The following is a 24,495-nucleotide window of genomic DNA, read 5'->3' as shown; positions in this document are numbered from 1 at the left end:
GCTTTTACTGGTGTTTTTTCAAAGCGCTAAAATACAAAGTTTGGAAAAAAGTGTAACGATGTCGACACGTTGCCGAAAGGATTCTGACAATGAGCTCCACAGATGAAGACGATGAAGAGGTAGGTTTGCCTGCCTTGCCGCATGGTACAAAAAACTATATGACTCCTCAGTGCTATCGTCGTATGCTCGATGAGCGCGAGCATTTGGTTCGCGTAGAACGCCCCGAGATGGCCAATGTTGTTGCCTGGGCGGCCAGTAATGGAGATAGAAGTGAAAACGGCGATTACCTTTACGGTAAACGTCGATTAAGGGAAATTGATCGCCGTATCCGTTTTCTCAGTAAACGGATTGATACGGCTGAGGTCGTCGATCCTGCCACACGTCCTGCAACGGACCAGATCTTTTTCGGGGCGACTGTGACCTATGAGGACGAAAAGGGCGAAGAGCACACCATCCGTATTGTCGGTATTGATGAAGCGGATGCTAGCGTAGGGGATGTCAGTTGGATCAGTCCGATTGCACGGGTCTTTTTAAAAGCTCATGAAGGCGATACCGTGGCGCTGCCCACTCCGTCCGGTCTTCAACACCTGGAAATTGTTGAAGTGAAGTATTGCTGAATTTTTTTTTTTGAAAAAGGCTTGCATTTTTTTTAAAGGCTCTATACAATGCGTTCTCTCTTTCGGGGGTATAGCTCAGTTGGTAGAGCACTTGCATGGCATGCAAGGGGTCAGCGGTTCGAATCCGCTTACCTCCACCAAAATTAGATTGCGTCTCCATCGTCTAGAGGCCTAGGACACGACCCTTTCACGGTCGGTACCGGGGTTCGAATCCCCGTGGGGACGCCAATTTTCCATGAGCAACCTTATCGGTTGCTTTTTTGTTGCCTTCTGAAACGAAAAGGGCCGCTTGTGCGGCCCCGACAGTCATGTTCGTCAGATACTTCTGGCCACGACCGTGATAATCACAATGGGAGAGACAATCCCGATTCCCAATCGAATGGCAGTCAGCATAGCCGGTGATAGAGAACACGATACGGTCAATTGTTTACGGGTTTCCGGCCAATTTACCCAGGCAGAAATAATGGCCAGACCCAAAGCCGTCAGCGGCATACCGACGTTACTGGTTAGGTAGTCAAGCAGATCGAAGACGGTTTTACCGAAGATTTTGAAATCAGCCAGAGGCCCGAAAGACATCGTGCAGAATACACCGATCACCATGATAGAGATGAAAGCAACCGGAACGGCCGTACGACGCGAAATATGTAAGTCACCCATAGCGGCTACAACCGCTTCAAAGATACTCACCGAACTGGTGATCGCAGCCACGATCAGGCACACATAAAAGAGTACGGCAAAGAAGGCGCCGAAGGGCATGTGAGCAAAAACCGCCGGCATGGTCACAAAGGTTAAACCGGGACCTGCGGTCGGCTCCAGACCGAAGGCAAATACCGGAGGCATCACCATCAGGCCGCCTAAAAGCGCGGCAAGAATCCCTAAAAAGGCTACCCAGGCCGTGGAATGGGGCAGGTTGGCATCTTCAGATAGGTAAGAGGCGTAAACGATCAAAGTACCGGCGCCGACGGATAAGGAGAAGAAGCAAAAGCCCATGGCGTTAAACAATGAGTCGGCGTTGAAGTCTTCCCAGTTGAAACTGAACATGAATTCCACGCCTTGCCAGGCTCCGGGCAAAGTTAACCCGCGGATAATCAAGACAATCATCAAAATGAAAAGCGTCGGCATCAGGTATTTCGCCAGTCGTTCAATACCGGCTTGTACACCGAAGATGACCACACCGGCCGTCATCACCATGAACACAATCTGATAGAAGATCCCGAGAACGGGGTCACTGGCAAAGTTGTTGAAATGCGTACCGAGCTCAGACAGATCGGTGATGATGCCGTTACCCATGGCCGCGTCAACCGCGTAGGCCACACACCAGCCGCCGATTGTTGAATAAAAGGTCAAAATCAGAAAGCCGGTGGCGATACCGATCGTGCCAAAAATTCCCCAGAATTTAGAGCGTCCGACACGAATCATACTGTTGATGGAAGCTGCTCGCCCTGCACGGCCGATAACCATTTCGGCCAGCAACAAAAACATGCCGAGCGTAAAGCAAAAGAGAATGTAGGGAATAATGAAAGCCGAGCCGCCGTTTGTACCCGCCATGTAGGGAAACTTCCAAATAGCACCTAAACCGACAGCTGCACCGGCGCTCGCAAGAATAAAGCCTAAACGAGAGGTCCATAAATCCCGAGAAGCCATAATGAATACCTTTATGTTTTTAATACAAGCTCGTTATATTTGAAAATACTTTTTCCGATTAAAGAGCTTAATTTTTCGAAAAAAACGATACTGAAGCTTCCTCAGCCGGAGGGAAGGCGCCACAGCTCCTTCCCTTAAGAGTGAGGAATTTAACCGAGAAGCCCTGCGCCTGCGATGATGACAATGACGCAGGGCACAATAAATCGAATTAAGAAATGCGTAACGCCTAAAATTTTATCGTTCATGGGGTGGGTGAGAGTCAATTGTTTTTTCATCACCGGCCAAACAAGATAGCCCCCGACAATTGCAATACCCATGGCTCCTATCGGCATGCCGACGTTGCTGGTCAGAAAATCAAGCAGGTCAAAGAATGTTTTTCCTGCGATTTTGAATTCCGACAGCGCTCCGAAACTGAGTGCGCAGATAATGCCCAAAACGGATAAAACAATTGTATTAACAGCGATACTGTTTTTTCGTGAGAAATGGTATTCGTCAACGAGAAACTGTACGCTCATCTCCAGGATACTGATGGCACTGGTTAATGCCGCCACTACCAAGCAGATGTAAAAGAGGATAGCAAAGGCTTGACCGAAGGGCAATTGGGCAAACACCGCAGGCATAGTGACAAAAGTCAAACCCGGACCGGCTGCCGGGTCTAATTGGAAAGCAAACACAGCCGGCATGATCATCAAACCACCCAAAATAGAAGCGAGCACGGCTAAAAACGATATCCATGCTACCGATGTCGGTAAATTAACCTTGTCGGAGAGGTAGGAGCCGTAATTCATCATGGAGCCCGAGCCCAAAGACAGCGAGAAGAAGGCAAAGCCCAAGGCGTTTAAAAGAGAGGATCCGTTGAAGGCTTCAGGATTGAAGCGGAACATGAAAGTAAAACCGTCCCAAGCTCCGGGTAAGGTTAATCCCCGAACAATCAGGCACAGCATCAGAACGAAAAGCGTTGGCATCAAAAGTTTGGAAATTCTCTCAATGCCTTTTTCTACCCCAAAGAGAATCACGCCGGCTGTGAGTGCCAAAAATGCCAATTGCATGAAAATTGCCCGAGGACCGTTCGTGACGAAACTGTCAAAGTAAGTCCCGAGCGCAGAGGTATCGGTAATTAATCCTTTACCGATGCAGGCATCGAATAAATAGTTCAGGCACCAACCGCCGATCACCTGATAAAAAGACAAAATCAGAAAACCCGTCAACACACTGATTTTTCCGATCACGGCCCAAAACGGACCGCCGAAGTGACCGAGCGCGTGGGCCGCTCCTCCGCGGGAAGCACGACCCAAGGCCATTTCAATCATTAAAACGACAAAGCCGATCGCAATTGTCAAAACGATGTAGGGCAAGATGAATGCCGAGCCGCCGTTGGTGCCTGCCATGTAAGGAAATTTCCAAATGGCGCCCAAGCCCACCGCCGAGCCTGCACTGGCCAGAATAAAACCTAATCTTGTTCCCCAGACGGAACGTTCAGAAGATGTAGTCATGAGTGTGTTTCTCTATTTGTTCGTAGCATGAGATGGTTGAGCCGGAGACCCGTCAATGAAAAAACAACCATCAAGCTTTTATTTAAAACTGTCGACTTATTTTAGAAGATAATTTCAACAATAATTCCCCAGAAAAAACAGCTGAAAGTACCTACCGCTAAGACAGAAGCATTTCGTCAGAGACTTCTCCTGCGCCCTTTTCAAATAAAGCTAAAAGATCGGGTACATCCAGATGAGCCTTTTCTTCTGCCTTTACATCAACAACAATCCGTCCCTGGTGCATCATGATGAGTCGATTGCCGAATCTGAGCGCATCACGCATATTATGCGTAATCATCAGAGTGGTTAAATGGTTTGCTTTAACGAGGCGTTCGGTCAACTGCAAAACTTTTTCAGCAGTTTTGGGATCAAGGGCGGCCGTGTGTTCATCCAGAAGCAGTAACTTGGGTTTAACCAATGTGGCCATGAGCAGTGTCACGGCTTGTCGCTGTCCGCCGGAGAGCAGTCCGACATGAGCACTCATTCGATCTTCAAGCCCTAAGTCCAATTCCTTGAGCGCTTCTTTAAACTGAGCGCTTTGTTGAGCCTGAAAACTCCAACGAAGTCCGAGCCGTTTGCCTCGCCAGCTCGCAAGTGCCAGATTTTCCTCAATCATCATCTTGCCTGCCGTCCCTTTCATGGGATCTTGAAATACCCGGCCGATGTATCGAGCACGTTCATGTTCGGGCATTCGGGTGACATCCACACCGTCGATCTCAATGCGGCCTTCATCGATAAAAAAGGTACCTGCAACTGCATTTAAAAGGGTTGATTTGCCGGCGCCGTTTGAACCGATAACTGTCACAAAATCGCCGTCTTGCAAGGTCAGGTTCACGCCTTGAAGGGCACGCTTTTCGTTCACACTGCCCGGAAAAAAGGTTTTATGAATATTGTCAATAATGAGCACGTTTTTCTCCGGAAGTGACTACGATCGGGTTTGACGCTTACGCATCTTTTCTCGAATTAAAGGCATGGACAGTGCTACGGCAACCAGTAGAGCCGTAAAAAGCTTCAGATCATTGGGAGGCATACCGAGTTGCAACACAAGGGCGATCACCAACCGGTAAACGATTGAGCCCAAAATGACCGAAATCAGACAATTTTTAAAACTTCTTGTTCCAAAGAGGACTTCACCGATGATGACGGAAGCCAAGCCGATCACGATGGTGCCTGTTCCCATGCCGACATCAGCAAAACCGTTAGATTGAGCGACTAAGGCGCCGGACAGGGCAACGAGCGCATTGCTGATCAGAAGCCCCAACACAATCATTCGATTGGTATTGACCCCTTGAGCCCGCGCCATTTGATCGTTACAGCCGGTGGCACGAATGGCGGTGCCTAATTCAGTACCGAAGAACCAGTACATGGTGCAGCCGATAAACACCGCCGCCACGATACCGACGGTGAGCATGGCTAAAGACGTATTCAGGCCGAAAGATTCCGCATAGGTGAAAATGGTGTCGATACGCAGCAAGGCGACATTGGCTTTACCCATGACATGAAGATTGACCGAGTACAAACCGATCATGGTCAGAATGCCTGCTAAAAGAGCAGGAATACGCAGTTTTGTAGTAAAGAATCCGGTCACTATGCCGGCCAGAGCTCCGGCCAGAGCAGCCAGGAAAAAGGCAACGATCAGACCGTGTCCGTTTACCAAAGCCGTCGCGGCGACGGCAGCCCCGAGTGGGAAGCTGCCTTCAACTGAAAGGTCGGCAATGTCTAAGACACGAAATGTAATGTAGACACCTAAAGCTAACAGAGCCCATAAAAGACCTTGCGCAACGGTGGGTATCAAAATATCAATCATTTACAGGACATTCGCCCCGAAGGGTGGACCCGCGGGGCGAAACTCTCCAAAGCGTTAATAACGAACCAATTCCGCGTTTTGACTGACAGAGGTCGGAATGGTAATCCCTAATTGTTCAGCAACATTGATGTTGATCTTCGATTTGAATTCCGTCTGATAACGAATGGGCATCGTCTGCGGTTGAGATTTCCCCTCAAGAATATCAGCCCCCATTTCGCCGGCGATTCGACCCAAGTTGTAGTAATTCACACCGACCGTCGCCAGTCCGCCTCCTTTGAGCAAGCCTTCTTCACCGACAATCACGCCGATTTTCGCTGCGCTTGTGATCTTAGTGAGAATAGGCATGGCCGAGGCAATGATGTTGTCAGTCGGTACGTAAATGACATCGACTTTTCCGATCATGCTTTGGGCGGTCTGCTGAACATCATTGACCGATGAAACGGTGAATTCAACCAGTTCAAGATTTCGTTTCTGAAGCTCATTTTTAAGAATCTGAGCCTGAAATTGTGAGTTAATCTCGGAGCTATTGTAGATTGTCCCGATTCGTTTGGCAGAAGGGATGATTTCGAGCATCAGTCGAACCTGTTCGGCCACAGGATTGAGATCGGAAGACCCCGTTACGTTGGTGTCCGGTTTTTGATTGGATTTAACCAATTTAGCCACTTCAAAATCCGTCACGGCCGTGGCAACAATCGGGGTTTTATCCGTGGCGTTGGCGACAATCTGAGCCGCAGGCGTGGCAATCGCGAAAATCAGGGGATACTTTTGACTGACAAAACGCTGGGCAATATTACCGAGATTGGATTGGTCAGCCTGAGCATTTTGTTGATCAATTTGAACATTGAGCTTTCGATCTTTGAGGGCATCTACAATGCCTCGGTTGGCTTCATCAAGAGCCGGATGCTCAACAAGTTGGACGAGTCCCACGGTTACGGAGCCATTTGTCTGAGCCGACGGAGCGCTTTTTTCTTCTCCACAACCGCTCAAAGCAAAGAGAGCGGCCGCTGCGAAAGCAGCCAAAGCAGTTTTCCTGATTTTCATGATGCCTATCCTTTGTTTTAGGTTCGATCCGGTGCGATTAATGCGAAAAAAGGAGAAAGGGAGCACCGTCCGATTTTTACGGTAAGCCGACGAGTCGGCTTTCAGGCGCAGTCAACCACCCTTTATAAGGTGACTGCATTGAATCATGTTAACACGAAAGAAAGAAGCTTCTTTTTTTAAATCCCGTGAGGCTACGCAGGTTTGTGTAGTCAGGACGCTCTGTTAAGGGAAAACCTTAATGTGTTAATAATTGGAGAGAATTCGGGTGTTGACCGGTGAAAACGCCGGTCAACACCCACAGATTAAATGCCGGAGAGTAAGACAGTAATAACGAGGATGGGGGCAAAAATGGCGATGCTCCATCTCAACACGGTATAGGTGCTTTCGCTGTGCAGGTGCGACTGATCACCGGCAATAAAAGGTTTGACTTTCGGCCAGGCAAGCCAACTCGAGAGTACGGCAATCATCAACCCTCCGATAGGCAAACTGATGTTACTCGTGAGGTAGTCAATCCAGTCAAAGAACGTTTTGCCCAACCACTTGTGATCAGCGAGCGGTCCGAAAGACAACGCACTGAAAGAGCCCACAATCATTAAAGCGACGGTGGTCACAACGACAGCCTTGGGGCGGCTCCATTTCCATTCATCGTGCAAAAAGGCAACGTCAATTTCGAGCATGGAAACGGAACTGGTGATGGCCGCAACCAACAGACAGGCATAAAACGAGATGGCAAATAAATTGCCGAAGGGCATCTGGGCAAAAATAGCCGGCATCGTGACAAAGGTCAGACCCGGTCCGGCGCTCGGATCCAAGCCGAAAGCAAAAACCGAAGGCATCACCATGAGTGCGCCCAAAACAGAGCTCACGATGGTTAAAAAAGCAATCCAAGCCGAAGAACCGATTAAATCGACTTTGCTGTCAAGGTAGCTGCCGTAAGTGAGCATGCAACCGCTACCCAAACAAAGCGAGAAAAAGGTAAAGCCCATGGTGGATAAGAGTGCATCAAAAGTGAACGCTTCCGGATTCCAGCTAAAGAGGTATTCAATTCCCTGAAAGGCTCCGGGCAAGAAAAGGGAACGCACAATGATGATGAGCATCAAGATGAAAAGTAGGGGCATGAGCACTTTGGACAGTCTCTCGATGCCGCTACTCACACCGTAGGCCACTACCCAGGCGGTAATGATTAAAAAGAGAGCCTGATACCCGATAGCTAGCACCGGGTCACCGGATATGGCGGCAAAATGGGCGCCCAGTTGTGCTTGATCAGAAACAAGGCCGGAGCCCAGACAGGCGTTGACAAAGTACGCAATCGTCCAACCCCCGATCGCCGAATAAAAACTGAGGATTAAAAAACCGGTGATTACACCCAGGTAACCTGCGTAACCCCAGCCCTTACCCCCGAGCTTTCTGAATGCGGTGACGATACAACCTGCACCTGCCCGACCGACCGTCAATTCTGCGATTAACAACACCAAACCGATGGTGAACGTCAGGACAATAAAGGGGAAGAGGAAAGCCGAACCTCCATTGGAACCCACAAGGTAAGGAAATTTCCAAATGGCACCTAATCCTACGGCCGCGCCTGCACTGGCCAGAACAAAGCCTAAGCGGGATCCCCATGTAGAACGATTACTCATAAAACCAACCCAAAAAAATCAAGCGCCCGTCAACGGTGGCGCGGGCGCTTCCGAGAATTTTCTCTATTTTAGCCTAAATGCCCGAAATCAAAACAACAATGACGAGGGCTGGTGCCAACACAGAGATGGTCAATCGAATCCAACCGATTGTGAAAACGGAGTGGGGACGAATGGCAAGCATTTGCTCTTTCATAACCGGCCAGGCTTTCCAACCTGCGAGTAAGGCGATGCTTAACCCACCCAACGGCATCAGAATATTCGAGCAGACGTAATCGGAGAAATCAAATAGCGACATGCCGTTGAATTCCACCCAAGACAGTGAGCTAAACGAGAGGGCTTGGATGCTTGCAAGAATGAAAAGGGTAATCCAACAAAGAGCGGTGGCCGAGCGTCTTCTCATGCCCCACTCATTGATGAGATAGGCTACAACCACTTCAAGCAGTGAGACCGAACTCGTGATCGCGGCGATAAAAAGACAGACGTAAAACGCAGCGGCTAACACATCGGCTAACGGCATATGTTCAAAAATCATCGGAATGGTGATAAACACCAGACCGGTGCCGGCAGCCGGATCCATGCCGAAGGCAAAAACAGCCGGAATAATCATTACGCCCGCTAAAAGTGCCGCTTGTGTGGATAAAAAGGCTACCCAAACGGAAGAGCCGGGGATATCCGTGTGCGAACTCAAATAAGAGCCGTAAGTCACCATGATGCCGGCACCGAGCGAGAGCGAGAAGAAGGTAAAGCCCATGGCATTTAAGATGGTTGCGCCGCTGACCTGTTCCCAATTAAAGGAGAAAAGAAATTGCATGCCTTCCCAAGAGCCGGGCATCATAAGAGAGCGGATAATGATGAAAATCATCAGAACAAAAAGCAGAGGCATCAGGTACTTGGCTACTTTTTCAATCCCTTTTTCGACACCCAAAGCCACGACAGCACAGGTGGCTGTCAGGTATAGGAACATGAAAAAGACGTTGACAGTGCCGTTGGAAACCAAAGCGTTAAAGTGATTAGAGAGGATTTTCGGGTCACCGTTAACGACATTACCGATAAAGGAGTCGGCCATGTAGGAGACGCACCAGCCGCCGATCACCGAGTAGTACGTCAAAATAATGTAGGCATTTAAAACGGCTATACCCCCGACAATACCGAAGACCGGACCACCCACGCGTTTTAAGGCATGAACGGCAGAACCTCGTCCGGCTCGCCCCATGGCGCACTCGGCCATGACCAATACAATGCCAATGGTGAAAGTGAAAATTAAAAAGGGAACAATGAAAGCGGCACCGCCGTTTGTGCCGGCCCAAAAGGGGAATTTCCAAATCGCACCCAGACCGATTGCGGAACTGGCCGATGCTAAGATGAAGCCTAAACGGGAACTCCATACGGTATCGGCAATTGTATTTTCTGAAGCCATTTTGTCTCTTAATTTCTGAGGGAGATAGAGCCATACATTCTAGAGAAGAGAGCTGCTTAAACGAAATTTACTCTAAGCGTTTTTGACTACTTGGATAGTTCAAGAGAAAAAAACATTAGAATGCCGACGACAAGCAGACATATTTTTCAGATTGAGCGATGCGCGAAATTTCTACAGATTCCGGAACCATTTTTAAGCTTTCCATTCCGATGCTCATGAGCCTTATTTTGGAACAGATCATCGGACTGACAGACATTATCTTTTTAGGGCGAGTCAGTGAGGTGAGTGTGGGTGCAGCAGCCATCGGCGGTATCGGCTTTTATCTTTTAACGATGATCGCCTTTGGTTATAGCATTGCCTCCCAATCGCTGATGGGTGAAGCAAACGGAGCGAAAAAAGCGTCTGAAGTGGGAAACATTTTTCGACAAAGCGCTGTGTTTCTGCTGATTTTTTCGTTACTCATCCTTTTGGCATTACCATTTTCAATGCGGCCTTTGTTCTCTCTTTTGGTGTATTCCTACGAAGTCAGAGAGCAAGCTCAGGACTATTTCTTCTGGCGCACGATCGGTATCGTTTTTGCCATGGGGGCGATTCTTTTTCGCGGCTTTTTTATGTCGATTTTAAGGCCCCGAGTTTTAACCTATTCCTCGATAGCGATGGTGCTCGTTAATTGTGTACTCAATTACATTCTGATTTTCGGAATGGGGCCCATTCCTGCGATGGGAATCGCCGGGGCAGCTATTGCTTCAACGTTGGCAGAAATGGCGGCAGTGTTATTTTTCTTTGTCTACGTTTTTAAGTACGACCTTCATCATCAATTCGATCTTTTTCGCTGGAGCGGTTTTGATCGTAAGCTTCAAATTCTGCTCTTTAAGCTCGGACGCTGGATGATGCTGCAGGAAGCGGTCATTATGACAACGTGGCTGCTCTTTTTTGTCTGGGTGGAGCACATGGGTGAAAGAGCGTTGGCCGTCAGCAATATTGTGCGTTCCGTATCCAATCTGCTCTTCATTATTGTCCATGCATTCGGGGCAACCTGCGGAGCAATCGGAGCCAATTTACTGGGAGAAAATCGCTCTGGTGAAATCGATCTCATGATGAAGCGCGGTTTTGTGCTTTCTTTTTGTGTGACCATTCCCTGTTGTGTGTTGATAGGTTTTTATCCCGAACCGGTGCTGGCGCTCTTTACCGATATTGGGGAACTTTCCCAAGCCAGTGTTGCTTCAATTCGAGTGATGTTGCTGGGTTATCTTTTGTGCGTGCCGGCTATTCACTATTTTTCTGTTTTTGGCTATTTAGGTTCTACGCGAGAATCCATGATTGTATCCATCATCGCATCAGTAACATACATGTTCTATGCTCTTATCGTTTCCCGAATAACGACTGAAGTCGCTTGGGTTTGGACAGCTGACAGTTTCTACTATTTTGTTTTGGGTGTACTGGTGTGGTACTTCTGGAAAAACGCTCGTTGGCGCGCTCAAATTGCATGAATACAAAATCGGCAAGTTTCTCAACGAAGGAACTTGCCGAGAGTAGGTTGATCGTGAGATCAGAATGACGATTCAAAGCGCCGTTTGACGTCTTTAACGTTGGTCACTTGCTTTAAGCTTCTCATGACACGCATTAATTGAATGCGGTTGTCGACCTGAACCAAAAGCTGCAGCTGGGGGTCATTGAGATCGTCCGGAATATTCATTCCGACAATGGACGAACCCTCCTGGGCGACCGCCTGAGTCGCTTGCAAAATAGCCGGGCGGATATCATTGACTTTAATATCGATAGGAACGGTGAAATGGTGGCCGGAATTGTCTGCCCAACGGGCATCTTCCCATCGTTCAGCATTGTTGTTGCGTCCTTGCTGAGCGTGGACACAGCTGGCTCGATGCACGGTGATGCCGTGACCGGCTCGTTCGAAGACGCAGATCTCGTCACCCCAGACCGGATGACAGCAACGGGCAATCTGAGCTTCTTGGCGTTTGCCGTTAACGAGTACTTCGATATCGCCTTTTTCCTGTCCGAGTTCTTCTTTTTCTTCAAAAAGGGACAACAGTCGATGCAGCACTACCACGTGGCTGGCCTTGCCGGCGCCGACCAATTCAAAAAGCGAAGCCCGTGAGTCTACGCCTTGTTCCTTGATCACCGCATACCAGATGTCATCGGGCAGCTCATCGAGTGCCAGATGCACTTTCGGGGCTTCTTCCTCGAGCACTTTACGGCCGATTTTGACCGCGCTGTCAAAGTCAAGAGAGCGTAAATACTGTCTGACTTCGGCACGAGCTTTACCGCTTTTGACAAAACCCAACCAACGGGGATCGGGATGCGATAAGGAACTTGTAGCGATTTCCACCATATCGCCGTTAGACAGTTTCGTGTTGATGTCGCAAACCTGACCGTTAATACGGCACTCACGGATGTGATTGCCCACGTCAGAGTGAATCTGATAGGCAAAGTCAATGGCAGTGGAATCCTGAGGCAAAGAGATAATTTTGCCTTTCGGTGTGAAAACATAAATTCGATCCGGGAAGAGGTCGGCTTTGATGTTTTCGTAAAATTCGCTCGTGTCCGAAGACTTTTGCTGAAGATCCAAAAGCGACTGCAACCAGGCATGGGTAAGGGTCTGAATATCGCTTTCACTGCCACGGTTGAGCCAGTGAGTGAGAATGCCTTGTTCGGCGATATCATTCATTTTTTCAGTACGGATCTGAAATTCAACAGGTGTTCCCTGAGGGCCGATCACCGTGGTATGAAGGCCCTGGTAGCCGTTACTTTTCGGAATGGCGATAAAGTCTTTAAAGCGCGACTGCACGGGTTTGTACATCATATGCAGGGCGCCCAGCGTGCGGTAGCAGTCTTCACGGGTGGTGACGATCACGCGGAAACCGTAAAGATCGAACACTTCCGAGAAGGAAAGCTTCTTGATTCGCATCTGGTTGTAGATACCGTAACAGGTCTTCTCTCGACCCAGCACTCGGCCTTTAATATTGGCACGCTCGAGCATGCGCTTGGTGTCGTTGAGAATTTCTTCGAGTGCCGGGCGGCGGTTAATGCGCGCAGCTACGAGCTCTTTGTAAAGTACTTCATAGCGCAACGGGTAATAATTCTGCAGACACAGATCCTGCAGTTCACGAAAAGCGTGGTTAATACCCAGGTGGTGAGCCATTGGCACATAGATATCAAGCGTTTCTTTCGCAATGCGGCGGCGTTTTTCAGGGCGCATCACCCCCAACGTTCTGAGATTATGAAGGCGGTCGGCAAGCTTCACGAGAATCACACGAACGTCTTTACTCATGGCTAAAAGCATCTTTTTAAAGCTTTCAGCCTGGGCAATTTCGTTTGAGGAGAATTTCAGTTTATCGAGCTTGGAGACTCCGTCGACAATTTCAGCGGTGACGATGCCGAACTTTTTGGCCATCTCGTTTTTCGAGTGGCCGGTGTCTTCGAGCACATCGTGCATGAGGCCGGCTTGGATAGCGGCGCAGTCTAAGTGCCACTCGGCAAGAATGCTCGCCACCGCAATCGGGTGGGTAATATACGGTTCGCCGGATTTACGAAATTGTCCCAAATGGGCATCATCTGCGTAGCGGTAGGCTTCTTTGATTCTTTCGATATCAGCCGAGCTCATGTATTTCGAACAGATATCGATTAAGGAGGCTGCCGTGGCGATTACTGCTTTTTTGGGAGCAGTTATCAAAGGCAACTCTGTCTGATCGTCTTTGGGAGCGGGCGGTTGTACAGGTTTCGATTCGCCTTTGAGAACGGATTGACGAATCGAGGCGAGAATATCGGTTGTCCCGGTTTGTAAGTATCTGGGTACCATACAGCACCTCTTTGTTGACTCGCCTCTGCCCGCAATAGTTTGCCTATTGATACGCGGCAAGCAGAAGTTCAGAAAACAAAAAAGCGAAGCTGGGCCGCGGCCGTCACTTCGCTTTTTTCAACAGCATTAAGAAATGCGCTTGAACATTTCGTCCTTGGTGATTTCGCCGGCAGCGATCTCACGAAGAGCAAGAACCGTGGGTTTGTCTTTAGCATCCACGCGTGCAACGGCGCCGGAAGAGAGTTGGCGGGCACGTTGCGCGGCAGCTAAAACCAATTCAAAACGATTCGTAATTTTTTTCAAGCAATCTTCAACAGTTACACGAGCCATATTTCGTTTTATTGTAAAAATTAAAAATACAACACGCCGCCTCTTCTACAGAAGCGGAATGCCTAAATGTATGAACGTTTTACGTTCACGCACGGCTTGAGTTTTAAAACTCAAACGCGACGCACGCACAATAGCGATCAAATCACCGGTTGCGCGATCAAAATCATCGTTAATTATAACGTAGTCGAACTCACCCGCATGAACCATTTCAGCGCCTGCCCCTGCCAGACGTCTGGCAATCACTTCGTCGGAATCGGTTCCGCGCTTGTTGAGTCTTGAACGCAGGGCTTCAACAGAAGGCGGCAAGATGAAAACACCGACCACGTCCGGGAATAAACGCTTGACCTGAAGAGCTCCCTGCCAGTCAATTTCGAGCAAAACGTCATGGCCTTTTTCCAACTCTTCGGCAATCCATTTTTTGGAGGTGCCGTAATAGTTACCATGAACGTAGGCCCATTCCAAAAAGGCATTTTCTTCCTTGAGATGCTCAAACTCTTCGACGGTGACGAAATGATATTCGCGACCGTTTTCTTCTCCCGGGCGAGGAGCACGGGTGGTGTGCGAGATAGACAGATGCACTGTCGGATCTGCCTTCAAAAGAGCGGCAACCAGGGACGATTTCCCGGCTCCGGAAGGAGCGGTAACTAAAAATAAACGACCGGCTTTTTGTTCCAGCATAGATAATGGCCTCTTGGGTTAACTTATTAATTTTAGCCCAGTTAATCGGCAAAAAGGTCAAGACCGAACGATTTCAGCAATTCACAGGTTTCAAAAACAGGTAATCCCATGATGCCGCTGTAAGAGCCGTGAATTTCACTGATAAAGGCTCCTGCCAATCCTTGGATACCGTAGCCGCCAGCTTTATCATAGGGTTCAGCCATTCTGACGTAGGAGCGGATTTCAGTCTCAGTTAATGCTTTAAAACGTACGGTTGAAATACTGACCCTCATGAGAAGATTGTCAACGTCGGTACCGACACAGACAGCCGTGCGAACTTCATGCTCTTTTCCGGAGAGTCGTCGCAGAAAGTCTTGCGCTTGGGTTTCATCATCGGGTTTTCCTAAAATCAAACCGTCGGCGATGACCGTTGTGTCAGCGGACAACACTGGCAGTAAGGGTAGGGCCTGAGCCTGAATTTTTCCCAGTGCAATGACGGCTTTTTCGCGAGCGATTCGCTCAACGTAGTCTTGAGGAGTCTCGTTAGGCAACTGAACTTCATCACCTTGGAAATTACGTAACGTGTGGTCATTGTTGGCCAGTACAATCGGATGAAAACCCAATTGCTCAAGAATGTCTTTTCTTCTGGGACTTTTTGAAGCCAGATAAAGGGAGAGGTCACAAGCCATACAACGATCCTTTATGCACGATGATAGGGGTGATTGGTGAGGATACTGAAGGCACGGTAAATTTGCTCGGCAAGCATCACACGGGCCATGGCATGAGGCAGAGTCATCGACGAAAGCCGCATCAGCATTCTGGCCTGAGCTTTGAGTTCCGGATCCAAGCCGTCAGCGCCGCCAATCAAAAAGCACAGTGATTCGCCTGCATCGCGCCAGGCACGAATTTTTTTCGAAAAATCGACGGTCGTCAAATCTTTCCCATGTTCATCCATGGCGATTATGAGGCTGTTATGCGGGATGGCGGCCCGAATACGTTCGGCTTCAATTCGCATGATATTGGCCGTGCTTTGCCCGGCTCGCAACTCCGGTTTAACGGCTTTAACCGTAACGCTCCAATCTTTGGGAAAACGATTTAAATAATCTTCGACGGCGCTGTCAGCCCAGGCAGGCTGACGCAGACCAACGGCAACAATGGTGATTTTCATAATAAAAAATGCAGGCCGTTGTTTAAGCCTGCATTGCAAGAGCAAAGGGATTAATCCTCGATGATTTTAACAGTCTTACCGCGGATGACGCGGGGGCGACGGGCGGCCGTTTGGGTAGGACTCTTTTCTTGCTTTTCAGAGGCCAGTTTGATATTGACTTTTTTTCCGCCCCAAACTTCTTCAAGGTTGTAGTACTCGCGCATGGCCGGTTGCAGAATATGCACAATGGCTTGACCGCAGTCGACCAACACCCATTCTCCGGTGTCCGTTCCTTCCATGCCGATCACTTCTCCGCCGGCTTCTTTGACCTCGTGGCTCACGTTGTAGCCCAAAGCACGAGTTTGACGATTGGAAGAGCCCGTCGCGATAATCACGCGCTCGAATTCTGAGGTGAGGTGCTTAGTGTTATAGACCACGATGTCCTGCGCCTTCACGTCATCGAGTGCATTGACAATAATGCGTTGTAATTTACGAATATCCATAAAGTTTTTTCTCTATTTAATCAGTTGTATCAACACCAGAAATTGTATCAGTCTTTTGTTCTCTCTTTTTTCAGGTATTCGAGCACACTTTCAGGAACAAGAGTCGCTAATTTCAAGTCCGTTTGATGACAGCGGTTTCCATTTAAAAGAAGACGAATTCGAGACGATTCGATATCCAAGGCCGGCATCGGCAGGTGCAAAACCTTAATTTTTTGTTCTTTGATGTAAGCACTGACTTCATCGGAACAATGTCCGCATCGGTTATTTCTGGTAAAAACGACCAATGCCACGTAATTGAAAATATCTTTCCAATCTTTCCAGGTGTGAAAGTTCGTCCATTGATCGGCGCCGATCAGATAAAAGCGCTTATCTTTTGGATAAAGTGCAGCCAGTTCTCGGACGGTGTCAATGGAGTAGGAGACCGTTTTGCGATCGAGTTCACGGGTATCAACAGACATGGATTGTCGATCGGTAATCGCCAGGCGTAAAAGCGCCAATCGTTTTTCTTTTGGCATCAGATCAGCAGCATTTTTTTGCCAAGGGTTGGCCGGTAACCAATAAAGATGATCGAGTTGCAGAGCTTTCATGGCAGCATCGGCCAAAGCCAGATGCCCCAAATGAACAGGATTGAAAGTGCCGCCGAAAAATCCTAACCGCATAAAGAAAAAGCGGGAAAGGGGAGCCTTTCCCGCATGATAAAAAAGGATTATTTCATTGCACGGTAGCCGATATCGGAGCGATATTGCATACCGTCAAAATGAACGTGCTTGACACCGTCATAGGCTTTGGCGGCGGCCTCTTTAACCGTATCACCTAAGCCGACGACACACAGAACCCGACCGCCCGAAACAACAGTCTGTCCATCGACCGACTGCGTGCCGGCATGGAAAACATGTAAAGACTCGCTTTCTGCGGGCAACATCGTGATCTGAGCACCTTTTTCAGGTTTTTCAGGGTAGCCGCGTGCAGCACAAACCACTCCCAACGCAACACGTTCATCCCACTGAGCCTGAACCGTATCGAGTTGCCCTTCAATAGCAGCCATGATCATATCCACCAAGGAAGATTTCAGGCGACTCATGATGGGCTGAGTTTCCGGATCCCCCATGCGGCAATTGAATTCAAGCGTTTTCACTACATTTTTGCCCGCTTCATCGCGGTCGATCATGAGGCCGGCGTAAAGAAAACCGGTAAAGGGAATGCCGTCAGCGGCCATGCCTTCAACGGTCGGACGAATGATTTCACGCATGACTTGGTCGTGAATCTCAGGGGTCACAATCGGAGCAGGAGAGTAAGCGCCCATGCCGCCTGTGTTCGGTCCCATATCGTGATCGAGCAATCGTTTATGGTCTTGGCTGGAGGCCATCGGCAAAATGTTTTTGCCGTCAACCATGACGATGAAACTGGCTTCTTCACCCTTGAGGAAGTCTTCAATGACGACTCGAGCACCGGCTGAGCCAAATGCATTGCCTTCGAGCATACTGTCGATTGCCTCATGGGCTTGTTGAAGATCCATGGCGACGATGACGCCTTTGCCGGCCGCTAAACCGTCAGCTTTAATAACGATCGGAGCGCCTTTTTTATTGACGTAGGCGTGGGCGGCATCTGCATCCGTGAAGCTTTCGTAGTCAGCCGTGGGAATCCCGTGGCGTTTCATAAAGGCCTTGGCAAAGTCTTTTGAGCTTTCCAATTGTGCGGCCGCCCGAGTCGGCCCGAAAATCTTCAGGCCGCAGGCGCGGAAGTGATCCACAATGCCGGCCGCCAGCGGAGCTTCGGGCCCCACAACCGTGAAAAGAACATCGTTGGTTTTAACAAAATCGGCCAAGCGTGAAATATCGGATTCGGGGACATTGACCAATTTGTCAGTCAAGGCCGTACCGGCGTTACCCGGAGCCACAAAGACGGTTCCAACTCTTTCGTCCTGGGCCAAGCGCCAAGCGATCGCATGCTCACGACCACCACTGCCGACAACGAGGATTTTCATGGTGTGTTCTCCTTAGGCAAGGATGTTAGTCTTCAAAAACAGCCGTTGTGTAAACCTGTTGAACGTCATCCAAATCTTCAAGAGCATCAATTAAACGCTGCATGCGTTCAGCATCTTCTCCGCTCAGAGACGTTTCGTTTAAAGCCTTCATGGTCACTTCTGCCATTTCGGGTTTCATACCGGCCTTTTCAAAAGCATCATTGACAGCTTCAAAGGCTTGGGGATCACAAATCACTTCAATGCCGCCTTCATCGTCGACGATGACGTCATCGGCTCCGGCGTCCAAAGCGACAGTCATTACGTCGTCTTCAGTGGCCGTACCCGGAGCAAAGAGGAACTGACCGCAGTGTTTAAACATAAAGGAGACGGAACCTTCAGCGCCGAGGTTGCCGCCGTTCTTGCTCAAAATATGGCGAACATCGGCCACGGTACGGGTGCGGTTGTCGGTAGCGGCATCAATGATCAATGCAGCACCGCCTACACCGTAACCTTCGTAACGGGCCTCTTCAAACTTAACGCCTTCCAACTGGCCGGAGCCCTTGAGGATCGCGTTTTTAATTGTGTCTTTAGGTACGTTACCGGCGCGGGCTTTCAAAAGAGCAAGGCGCAGACGGGAGTTACTGTCAGGGTCGGCGCCATTGCGGGCAGCCACCATGATTTCGCGAACGAGCTTGGTCCACAGGTTGGAACGCTTGGCGTCTTGACGGCCTTTTCGGTGTTGAATATTGGCCCACTTAGAGTGTCCGGACATGGGAATTTTCCTTTCAAAAACAATCAATCAGGTAACAGGCTTGTCAATCGGACAAGCAGGTGTAAAACCCAAATATTTTACTCGGTATGAACTTCTTTGTCTCGTTGTCAGCGATTCCTTCTCAAAGGAAGCGTCCTGTAATGCTCTCAGGATTGGAGCGGATGTCCTCAGGAGTGCCGCAAGCAACGATTTGTCCGCCCTCATCACCGCCACCCGGGCCCATGTCAATGATGTAATCAGCGTTTCTGATGATATCGAGATCATGTTCAATCACAATGACCGTAGCTTTATTGGCAATTAATCGATCAAAAACTTTCATCAAAACCTGAATATCCAGAGGGTGCAGCCCGATTGTCGGCTCGTCAAAAATAAAGACGCTTTGTGATTGCGGCTTGCCCATTTCGCTGGCTAATTTCAGTCTTTGTGCTTCGCCGCCCGATAAGCCGGGAGTTTCTTCTCCGAGCGTCAGATAGCCAAGTCCCAATTCCTGAAGTGTCTTTAATCGTTGAGCGATCAATTTTTGCTTGCCGGCGATGTCCAGAACGCTGTTAATGTCCATGGCCATCAGATCCGGCAGTGAATGCCCGTCAAAGAGATCTTTTGAAAATAAATTCTTGGCCTGTTCTGTGTAGCGGCTTGCACCGCACTGCGGGCAGGCAATCGTGACATCGGGCAGAAACTGAACATCAAGGTTGATTTGACCGGTTCCATCGCACAAGGGACAGCGCAGCTTGCCGGTGTTGTAAGAGAAGTCTCCGGCTTTCAATCCGGCCTCTTTGGCCCTGGGGATTTTTGCGAAAACTTTTCTCAGCTCATCGTGAACATTGGCGTAAGTGCCGACTGTTGATCGAATGTTGATACCGATCGGGGTGGCATCGATCAGTTTTACGTCGGCGATGTCAGGGGCTTCGATTTGCCTGACATGTTCTGGCAACTTCTTTTTGTTGATTAAGGCGTTCAGAGCCGGGACCAGACTTTCCAGAATAAGTGTGGTTTTACCGGAACCGGATACGCCGGTCACAACCGTTAATTTACCTTTGGGAATTGTGACACTGAGCGGTTTGACTGTATGAATGGCACTTGTCTGAAGCCGGATTTGCCCGAATTCAAATAATTGATCGACCTGACTTCTCATTCGCTTCGGTCGAGCCGATTCTTGATCCAGGAAAGGACCGATTTGAGACTGTTCGCTACGGATCAAATCATTGACGGTTCCTTGTGCGATAACTCGCCCTCCCTTGGCTCCGGCCACCGGCCCCATTTCAATAAGCCAATCAGCCGTGCGAAGAATCTGAGTGTCATGATCGACTAAAACCACCGAGTTGCCGTCGGCAATCAGATCATGCATCACGGAAATTAAACCCTCGATGTTACTGGGATGAAGACCGATCGAGGGCTCATCGAGTACATATAACACACCGGTAGTTCGGTTGCGTACTGCTCGAGATAGTTGCATGCGTTGCCGTTCACCGGTTGACAATGTCGAGGAGGTTCGATCCAATTGCAAATAGCCCAATCCCAAATCCAAAAGACGTTTAGCGACGCCTTGGAATGAATCAATAATACTTTTTGCCATGGGCCGCATCTCTTGCGGCAATGTGGAGGGGATTGTCTGAACCCAGTCCGTTAATTGGGATAGGGTCATGTGAGAAGCTTCATCGAGAGAAAGGCCGTTTAATTTCGGCGCTCTGGCCTGTTCACTCAAACGAGAGCCGTGGCAGTCGGGACAGATATCGCGTTTGAGAAATTTCTCTACGCGTTTCATTCCCTTTTCGTCTTTGACTTTGGCTAAGGCATTTTCGACCGTGTAAACCGCGTTGTAGTAAGTAAAGTCCAACTCGCCTGCCAGTTCGGTGTTTTTGGATTTATAGAAAATGTGTTTTTTAACGGCCGGTCCGTTAAAGACAATATCTTTTTCCCTATCGCTCAGGTCCTTGAACGGAATATCGGTGCGTACCCCCATTTCGCGGCAGACATCTGTCATAAGAGACCACATGAGTGACTTCCAGGGAGCAACCGCACCCTCATCGATACTCAAGGATTCATCAGGTACGAGTGTTGAACGATCAACGGTTTGAACAAATCCGGTACCGGAACATGTTCGACAGGCTCCCAGACTGTTAAAAGCCAACTCTTCAGCACTCGGAGCATAAAACTCGGCCCCGCAGATCGGACAGCGTAATTTTTCTCCGGCTGCTACAGCCAAGGACGGTTTTACATAGTGACCGTTAGGACAACGGTGACTGGCCAGACGGGAAAACATTAAGCGAAGACTGTTGAGTAATTCAGTTCCGGTTCCGAACGTGCTACGTATACCCGGAACGGCCGGTCTTTGATGCAAAGCTAAAGCGGCCGGAACAAAAAGAATTTCGTCAACTTGAGCTTTGGCCGCTTGAGTCATTCGACGGCGTGTGTAGGTGGATAGGGCTTCAAGGTAACGTCTCGATCCTTCAGCATACAAAACACCCAACGCGAGAGAAGACTTCCCCGAACCCGACACTCCGGCAATTCCCACGATTTTATTGAGCGGGATGTCGACATCAATATTTTTGAGGTTGTGAACGCGAGCACCTCGAACTTTAATGCAATCGGTCATTTCGCTATCCTATTTTTTCTGTCATTATCGTAGCGAAAGGATCAGATTACAAAAAGGCCCGCGATAGAAAACTAACGCGGGCCGGGTTGGTATCCGAATAGACTACTTCATCAAGCGTTTGAGCATTTCAGAGTAAATATTCAAACCGATGTCCAACGAGTTTTCATCAATATCAAAGTCGGACGTATGGTGACCACCCGTACGGTCGGAACCCAATACGAAGTAAGCGGCCTTGCCTCCATGGGCTTGAACACGACGAGCAAGAATCGTGGCGTCTTCCGAACCGCCGAAATTCACTTCATGGAGAACCTTCTTGACGCCATCGGTGTGAGCGCACACATCATCGAGCATATCGACCAATTCTTTGTCATTGAAAAGGTCAACGGCTTCGCCCATTTTTTCGATGTGATATCCGACCGAGAAGCTCTTAGCGACGCCTTCGACGATATTTTCGGTTTCACTGGCCATAAATTGGTTGATTTCACCGGTTTCACCACGTACTTCCATCACGAGTTTAGCGTTGACAGGAATCACGTTGCGGCCTTCACCGGCGGTGATCTTACCGACGTTTACGCGGGTCATGCCGGCGCCATGACGCGGAATACCCAGAAGCTGAGTGACGCAGTGGCAAGCAGCAGCCAGTGCATTGCGGCCGGCATTCGGTTCAATGCCCGCGTGAGCCGGACGGCCCTTAAAGGAGATGTCGTATTTGGTTGTGCAGAGGAAGCCCACGGGGCTCGTGATAATTTCTCCGCTCTTGGCCATCATGGCAATGTGGCTGGAGAGGAAGTAGTCGCAATCATCAACAATGCCGCTGGCAGCAACAGCAGCTGCACCGCGAACACCTTCTTCAGCAGGTTGGAAGACAATCTTGAGTTTGCCCTTTAATTCATCCTTGTGTTCCATGGCCCAACGGGCAATGGCCAGACCGGAGGAAATATGCGAGTCGTGGCCGCAAGCGTGCATTAAACCGGGGCGTTTGGAAGCCCAACCTTCTTTACTTGCGCGATGTTCTTCTGACGGATTTTCCTGAACGTTGTTGCAGTCGATATCAAAGCGCAGTGCAACCGTGGGGCCGGCACGACCGGTATCCAACACGGCTACGCAACCAGTCAATTCCTGCATTTCATCGAGCAGAGCCTGTTCAACACCACGAGCTTTAGCCGTTTCAATGGCTTGAGCAACCAGTTTTGGGTCGCGTCCGAGGCAGTCCTTGCGGGAAACCACCTTCTCACCCATCAAGACTTCGTAGCCCAATTCTCGAAGGTGTTTAACAATAAATGCGGTTGTGCAGAATTCTGTCCAGCCTTCTTCAGGGAATTGGTGCAATTGGCGACGAATGCTGATGAGTTGATCGTGATAAGCACATTGAGTCATGATAATTAATCTCCCTAACCAAGATAGAACGCTGAGAGGATGGACCTCTCTTTCATCAAAAATTGTAGTCTCAAAAAAAGAGAGGAAGACATGAATCTTCCCCTCTTTTGAGCTTAGTTAAGTTCAGTCAGTTCAGACTAGACCATGAACAAAGCGAGCATGAACACTGCAACCGTGCAGGGCAGAGCCGTGCGCTTAGCAACGTCCATCGGGTTAGCCATAGCGATACCGGAGACAACAACCATAGCACCGGCAATCGGGCTCATCGTACGACCCAAGGCACCGGTCAAGAAGGCCAAGGCACCCAAGGACTTGATTTCCATGCCGAATTCAGGAGCATGCGGCGTCACAGCTTCGTTAAAGGCCATCGTGGCAGCGTCACCGGAACCGGTGATGGTACCCATGATCCACGGACCGAGAGAACCGCCCCAACGAGCGATGTCATTGGAGTGCTTCAAGACGTCAACGAACGTATCGATCAAACCGGTAGCACGCAAACCGGCAGCAAACACACCGGCGGCGATGATGATACCCATCACATCAGCGTAGCCCTTGCCCATACCGTTGAAGAAGCGCTTGGAGAATTCTTGCGGGTCTGTACGGTCAACAGCAAAGGAGAGCAACAAGGTGATCACGGCACCCAAGACCATGGCTTGTGCCACACCCATCTTGATGACAGGCAACCAGACGTTACCGACAACGAGGATCGTGATCGGAACGAGCGGCATGATAGCCTTAAGAGCATTCGGCTTGAAGGGTTTTTCTTCCTTCTTAACTTCGTCAGTGGCTTCAACCTTTTCACCCTTGTGGTCGCCCAAAACCATGCAGACGATGAGCAAACCGACAACCAGGATGGCGCCGCAGAGCAACGACCAAACGGCGTGGTAGGAGATGAAGTCCATCACGTCAATGCCGGCCATTTCAGCAACGAACGGGTTGTGAGACGTACCCGGAGAGAGGTAAGAACCGATCGTACCACCCATCACGGCAGCGGCAGCGGCGGCAGGCTTAATACCGGCACGCAACATCACCGGGATCAACGTAGAACCCACGGCAGCAGCACAACCTGCGGCAGACGGAATAGCGATGTTAATGAAGAAGGTCACAGCCGTGCAGATCGGGATCAGGAAGACGCCCAAACCGCGGATCGGAGCGGCCAAGTAGTGAACGAGACTGCGGTCACATTCGGTGTAATTTGCAATGAAAGCAAAACCCATCGAAGAGCAGATTGCCATCACCAAAGAATTATTGGTCATGGACTTAGCAAACGAATTCAAAGCGCTCATCGGGTCCATAGACACCAAGCAGAGCACGAAGCCAGCGGTGAAGAGCACGAGGCGCGTTTCCAATCGTTTGATCAAGGCATATACCGTTAGAATCGTAACAGCTATTGCCAACCATTCAAGCAACGACATGAGAAATTCCTTTATAAGGTTGAAAAACACGAGAAATTGCCGCTCTTATCGGCGGTTTCCTCACTGAGCTAAGTATCCTACACTTTTGCAGGTTTTGCCCATAGGGGATTCCCTGAAGTGAAAGGCGTCAAAGCAAGAATTTTGTAAATTTCAAGTCTGATTTGACTCAAGGCAACAAATATTCGGTGAGATAAGGTGAGAATTGTCTAACTTATTGATATAA

At 49.3% G+C, this 24,495-nt stretch carries 21 protein-coding genes and 2 tRNA genes; 4 read left to right on the top strand and 19 right to left on the bottom strand.

Translation table 11 applies throughout. The features are described 5' to 3' along the window. Positions 1-89 precede the first annotated feature (89 nt). The 3 genes from greB (at position 90) to H5985_RS01770 (ending at position 845) form a co-directional block, all read left to right on the top strand. Positions 90-617, top strand: a complete 528-nt coding sequence (gene greB / locus H5985_RS01780) for a transcription elongation factor GreB (protein ID WP_205049607.1) — start codon at positions 90-92, stop codon at positions 615-617. 64 nt (positions 618-681) lie between these two features. Beyond that, positions 682-757, top strand: a tRNA-Ala gene (locus H5985_RS01775). Positions 758-769: 12 nt separating this feature from the next. Continuing rightward, a tRNA-Glu gene (locus tag H5985_RS01770) sits at positions 770-845 on the top strand. 87 nt (positions 846-932) lie between these two features. On the opposite strand, the gene H5985_RS01765 is transcribed toward H5985_RS01770, so the two are convergent. The 7 genes from H5985_RS01765 to H5985_RS01735 all read right to left on the bottom strand — a co-directional run bounded on the left by H5985_RS01765 (position 933) and on the right by H5985_RS01735 (position 9,695). Then, positions 933-2,261 (bottom strand): sodium-dependent transporter, encoded by a 1,329-nt coding sequence (locus tag H5985_RS01765; protein WP_205049606.1) that lies wholly within the window; start codon positions 2,259-2,261, stop codon positions 933-935. 149 nt (positions 2,262-2,410) lie between these two features. Further along, a complete protein-coding gene (locus tag H5985_RS01760) occupies positions 2,411-3,754 on the bottom strand; it encodes a sodium-dependent transporter (protein ID WP_205049605.1) in 1,344 nt (447 codons plus the stop codon). A 157-nt stretch (positions 3,755-3,911) separates the two neighbouring features. Beyond that, positions 3,912-4,700, bottom strand: coding sequence for an ATP-binding cassette domain-containing protein (locus tag H5985_RS01755; RefSeq protein ID WP_205049604.1), 789 nt, complete (start codon positions 4,698-4,700; stop codon positions 3,912-3,914). 18 nt (positions 4,701-4,718) lie between these two features. Further along, entirely contained in the window at positions 4,719-5,600 is an 882-nt protein-coding gene (locus H5985_RS01750; protein ID WP_205049603.1) for an ABC transporter permease, read from the bottom strand. Positions 5,601-5,654: 54 nt separating this feature from the next. Further along, complete coding sequence (locus tag H5985_RS01745) at positions 5,655-6,641, bottom strand: ABC transporter substrate-binding protein (protein ID WP_205049602.1); 987 nt, start codon at positions 6,639-6,641, stop codon at positions 5,655-5,657. A gap of 302 nt (positions 6,642-6,943) precedes the next feature. Next, the gene (locus H5985_RS01740; RefSeq protein WP_205049601.1) at positions 6,944-8,278 is read right to left on the bottom strand and encodes a sodium-dependent transporter; all 1,335 of its coding nucleotides are present in this window, start codon (positions 8,276-8,278) and stop codon (positions 6,944-6,946) included. Between the two features lie 73 nt (positions 8,279-8,351). Then, entirely contained in the window at positions 8,352-9,695 is a 1,344-nt protein-coding gene (locus H5985_RS01735; RefSeq protein WP_205049600.1) for a sodium-dependent transporter, read from the bottom strand. Positions 9,696-9,853: 158 nt separating this feature from the next. Here H5985_RS01735 and H5985_RS01730 point away from each other — a divergent pair, with 158 nt between their 5' ends. Continuing rightward, positions 9,854-11,185 (top strand): MATE family efflux transporter, encoded by a 1,332-nt coding sequence (locus H5985_RS01730; RefSeq protein ID WP_205049599.1) that lies wholly within the window; start codon positions 9,854-9,856, stop codon positions 11,183-11,185. A gap of 59 nt (positions 11,186-11,244) precedes the next feature. Here H5985_RS01730 and H5985_RS01725 read toward each other — a convergent pair whose 3' ends face one another. From H5985_RS01725 to dcuC, 12 genes are all read right to left on the bottom strand, one after another. Then, positions 11,245-13,512: a RelA/SpoT family protein gene (locus H5985_RS01725; RefSeq protein ID WP_205049598.1), complete on the bottom strand. Its 2,268-nt coding sequence runs from the start codon at positions 13,510-13,512 to the stop codon at positions 11,245-11,247. A 126-nt stretch (positions 13,513-13,638) separates the two neighbouring features. Beyond that, entirely contained in the window at positions 13,639-13,842 is a 204-nt protein-coding gene (gene rpoZ, locus H5985_RS01720; protein WP_205049597.1) for a DNA-directed RNA polymerase subunit omega, read from the bottom strand. 45 nt (positions 13,843-13,887) lie between these two features. Beyond that, a complete protein-coding gene (gmk, locus tag H5985_RS01715; protein ID WP_205049596.1) occupies positions 13,888-14,520 on the bottom strand; it encodes a guanylate kinase in 633 nt (210 codons plus the stop codon). A 41-nt stretch (positions 14,521-14,561) separates the two neighbouring features. Continuing rightward, positions 14,562-15,188, bottom strand: a complete 627-nt coding sequence (locus H5985_RS01710) for a Maf family protein (RefSeq protein ID WP_205049595.1) — start codon at positions 15,186-15,188, stop codon at positions 14,562-14,564. Positions 15,189-15,199: 11 nt separating this feature from the next. Beyond that, on the bottom strand, positions 15,200-15,667 hold the full coding sequence (rlmH, locus tag H5985_RS01705; protein ID WP_205049594.1) for a 23S rRNA (pseudouridine(1915)-N(3))-methyltransferase RlmH: 468 nt from the start codon (positions 15,665-15,667) through the stop codon (positions 15,200-15,202). Positions 15,668-15,717: 50 nt separating this feature from the next. Next, complete coding sequence (rsfS, locus tag H5985_RS01700; protein ID WP_205049593.1) at positions 15,718-16,149, bottom strand: ribosome silencing factor; 432 nt, start codon at positions 16,147-16,149, stop codon at positions 15,718-15,720. Positions 16,150-16,196: 47 nt separating this feature from the next. Beyond that, a complete protein-coding gene (nadD, locus tag H5985_RS01695; RefSeq protein ID WP_205049592.1) occupies positions 16,197-16,808 on the bottom strand; it encodes a nicotinate (nicotinamide) nucleotide adenylyltransferase in 612 nt (203 codons plus the stop codon). Between the two features lie 47 nt (positions 16,809-16,855). Then, positions 16,856-18,133, bottom strand: a complete 1,278-nt coding sequence (purD, locus tag H5985_RS01690) for a phosphoribosylamine--glycine ligase (protein WP_205049591.1) — start codon at positions 18,131-18,133, stop codon at positions 16,856-16,858. A gap of 25 nt (positions 18,134-18,158) precedes the next feature. Next, positions 18,159-18,884: a YebC/PmpR family DNA-binding transcriptional regulator gene (locus tag H5985_RS01685; protein ID WP_205049590.1), complete on the bottom strand. Its 726-nt coding sequence runs from the start codon at positions 18,882-18,884 to the stop codon at positions 18,159-18,161. A gap of 121 nt (positions 18,885-19,005) precedes the next feature. Continuing rightward, entirely contained in the window at positions 19,006-21,480 is a 2,475-nt protein-coding gene (locus H5985_RS01680) for an excinuclease ABC subunit UvrA (protein WP_205049589.1), read from the bottom strand. A gap of 102 nt (positions 21,481-21,582) precedes the next feature. Further along, positions 21,583-22,857, bottom strand: a complete 1,275-nt coding sequence (locus H5985_RS01675; RefSeq protein WP_205049588.1) for an amidohydrolase — start codon at positions 22,855-22,857, stop codon at positions 21,583-21,585. A gap of 137 nt (positions 22,858-22,994) precedes the next feature. Further along, entirely contained in the window at positions 22,995-24,272 is a 1,278-nt protein-coding gene (gene dcuC / locus H5985_RS01670; protein WP_205049587.1) for a C4-dicarboxylate transporter DcuC, read from the bottom strand. Positions 24,273-24,495: the final 223 nt, after the last annotated feature.

It is taken from the genome of Parasutterella secunda, from assembly GCF_016901835.1.
Taxonomy (GTDB): domain Bacteria; phylum Pseudomonadota; class Gammaproteobacteria; order Burkholderiales; family Burkholderiaceae_F; genus Aphodousia; species Aphodousia faecavium.
This window is presented reverse-complemented; position numbering and strand designations above follow the sequence as displayed.

Coding starts and splice junctions, on each gene's coding strand:
- greB (WP_205049607.1), top strand. CDS start 90: ATGAGCTCCACAGATGAAGACGATGAAGAGGTAGGTTTGCCTGCCTTG.
- H5985_RS01765 (WP_205049606.1), bottom strand. CDS start 2,261: ATGGCTTCTCGGGATTTATGGACCTCTCGTTTAGGCTTTATTCTTGCG.
- H5985_RS01760 (WP_205049605.1), bottom strand. CDS start 3,754: ATGACTACATCTTCTGAACGTTCCGTCTGGGGAACAAGATTAGGTTTT.
- H5985_RS01750 (WP_205049603.1), bottom strand. CDS start 5,600: ATGATTGATATTTTGATACCCACCGTTGCGCAAGGTCTTTTATGGGCT.
- H5985_RS01745 (WP_205049602.1), bottom strand. CDS start 6,641: ATGAAAATCAGGAAAACTGCTTTGGCTGCTTTCGCAGCGGCCGCTCTC.
- H5985_RS01740 (WP_205049601.1), bottom strand. CDS start 8,278: ATGAGTAATCGTTCTACATGGGGATCCCGCTTAGGCTTTGTTCTGGCC.
- H5985_RS01735 (WP_205049600.1), bottom strand. CDS start 9,695: ATGGCTTCAGAAAATACAATTGCCGATACCGTATGGAGTTCCCGTTTA.
- H5985_RS01730 (WP_205049599.1), top strand. CDS start 9,854: ATGCGCGAAATTTCTACAGATTCCGGAACCATTTTTAAGCTTTCCATT.
- H5985_RS01725 (WP_205049598.1), bottom strand. CDS start 13,512: ATGGTACCCAGATACTTACAAACCGGGACAACCGATATTCTCGCCTCG.
- rpoZ (WP_205049597.1), bottom strand. CDS start 13,842: ATGGCTCGTGTAACTGTTGAAGATTGCTTGAAAAAAATTACGAATCGT.
- gmk (WP_205049596.1), bottom strand. CDS start 14,520: ATGCTGGAACAAAAAGCCGGTCGTTTATTTTTAGTTACCGCTCCTTCC.
- H5985_RS01710 (WP_205049595.1), bottom strand. CDS start 15,188: ATGGCTTGTGACCTCTCCCTTTATCTGGCTTCAAAAAGTCCCAGAAGA.
- rlmH (WP_205049594.1), bottom strand. CDS start 15,667: ATGAAAATCACCATTGTTGCCGTTGGTCTGCGTCAGCCTGCCTGGGCT.
- rsfS (WP_205049593.1), bottom strand. CDS start 16,149: ATGGATATTCGTAAATTACAACGCATTATTGTCAATGCACTCGATGAC.
- nadD (WP_205049592.1), bottom strand. CDS start 16,808: ATGCGGTTAGGATTTTTCGGCGGCACTTTCAATCCTGTTCATTTGGGG.
- purD (WP_205049591.1), bottom strand. CDS start 18,133: ATGAAAATCCTCGTTGTCGGCAGTGGTGGTCGTGAGCATGCGATCGCT.
- H5985_RS01685 (WP_205049590.1), bottom strand. CDS start 18,884: ATGTCCGGACACTCTAAGTGGGCCAATATTCAACACCGAAAAGGCCGT.
- H5985_RS01680 (WP_205049589.1), bottom strand. CDS start 21,480: ATGACCGATTGCATTAAAGTTCGAGGTGCTCGCGTTCACAACCTCAAA.
- H5985_RS01675 (WP_205049588.1), bottom strand. CDS start 22,857: ATGACTCAATGTGCTTATCACGATCAACTCATCAGCATTCGTCGCCAA.
- dcuC (WP_205049587.1), bottom strand. CDS start 24,272: ATGTCGTTGCTTGAATGGTTGGCAATAGCTGTTACGATTCTAACGGTA.